General features: G+C 50.2%; 2 protein-coding genes. Both read left to right on the top strand.

From position 1 onward, the window contains the following. Positions 1 to 560 precede the first annotated feature (560 nt). Complete coding sequence (locus AADJ04_RS17935; protein WP_341240446.1) at positions 561 to 908, top strand: hypothetical protein; 348 nt, start codon at positions 561 to 563, stop codon at positions 906 to 908. Further along, a partial coding sequence (locus AADJ04_RS17930) for a cyclic nucleotide-binding domain-containing protein (RefSeq protein WP_341240445.1) occupies positions 905 to 1,632 on the top strand: 728 nt, incomplete at its 3' end. The genes AADJ04_RS17935 and AADJ04_RS17930, both read left to right, overlap by 4 nt.

Here is a 1,632-nt window from a genome sequence, read left to right as displayed (position 1 = left end):
TGTCAACTTTCTCGTACTTGGCCAGGCCAGTCAGCTGAGCAGCTGCCATTCTGAGAATCGAAATGCGCGATTTATCACAACAGTCCGATTGGTTGTTTTTGGAGCGGGTGGGTTTTGTTGCTGGGGCGCCTCATGTCCTCGCCTTCAGCGTGGTCTCAGAGTAGGCAGAGTAGACGGGACATCAGGGGGGCCAACACTTCTAATCACAAACTCTGCCTTGCTCAGATGACAATGCAGCTATACAAACTCAATACGCGGTTTATTGTTCAATACTATGCTTTCTTTTGTGCGCTCGTTCGTCATTCCAACTTGAGGTTAGGTGACTGGAGTTCCCTTGAGAAACACAACAATTTGCAACTGTTGGTGTTTGCAATCCCAGGACCGCAGCAGCTGCCAAAAGAGTAACGTGGTGGTACGCTTGGAAACATTCTAAAGATATGGGCTGTAGTTCAAGCAAGGCTGTTGAAACCTCGGTGGAAAATCCAGCAAGTCAATTCGCTGATGGAGTCAACATCCCGAGTCCATTGGCTCCAGCCAGGGAGAACAAGTCTGGAGGAGACATGACAACTGCTGCAGCACTTCAGTCAAAAAAGAAAGGTCGCGGGCAGATCATGGCTGAGTCTCTGGACATGGAAGTTGTCCAGCGAAATTTCAAGCCAGTTCATTTCCCAAAGCCGCCAGCGGCAGAGAAAATGATTTTAGCCGCATTATCTCAAAACACATTGTTCGACTCAATAGGAGATGCCGAGAGAATCACATTGATGAAAAGTATGAAAGCAGAGGATGTTCCAGCTCAGCAGGTTCTGATTCAACAGGTGTGTTGCCTTTGTTGCTCTGCCTTGCCCAATTTCCGCCGTACTTCGTCCACTTGCAGGGCGATCCACAAGGCAACTACTTTTATGTTGTGAGTAAGGGCCAGTTCGACATCCTGGTCGGGGGGGACAAGAAAGCTGAAGCCCGGCCAATAGGTAGCTCGTCGCACGGTTTCCCTTGCGTTTACTCGTTTGGCGAGCTAGCATTGCTATACAACTCGCCGAGGGCAGCAACGGTCCTTGCCGTCATTCCTTCACAAGTTTTCAAGATTGACCGCGTCACCTTCAAGCGGATTATTGCAACTGCTTCTCATTCTGATCTTTCCCGGGTCAAGGATGCTTTGAAGCGGCCAGGGTCACCGCTGGCTGGTTTAGAAGACGAGCAGCTTGACAAGGTAGCTGAGGTTGCGCTGACACAGCGGTACAATAAAGGAGACCAAATTATCAAAAAGGGGGAACGTGGGGATGTATTCTACTACATCGAAAGCGGATCCGTGCTGTGTACCAATATTGATGGCCAAAGTAACAACAGGCTGTCGACTGGTGACTACTTTGGCGAGCAAGCCCTCATCCAGGATGTGCCTCGCAAAGCAGACGTGTATGCAGATGACGCGACCGTCGACCTCATTGCTATTCACCGCGATGATTTCGATGCCCTCCTCGGCGGGTTGGGTTATTTGTTGAAGCAAAATCATCGTATGCGACAATTGCTATGCGTTCCCATCATGGCACAACTGGCCCCAGGAGCGCGCAACAGGCTGCTAAACAGTGTGCAGCTTGTCAAATACGATGCTGGTGCATCACTATGCGATACAGGCGC

This window comes from uncultured Acidovorax sp. (assembly GCF_964021665.1).
Taxonomy (GTDB): domain Bacteria; phylum Pseudomonadota; class Gammaproteobacteria; order Burkholderiales; family Burkholderiaceae_C; genus Acidovorax; species Acidovorax temperans.
The sequence above is the reverse complement of the archived record's forward strand: the minus strand, read 5'-3'. Positions and strand labels throughout refer to the sequence as shown.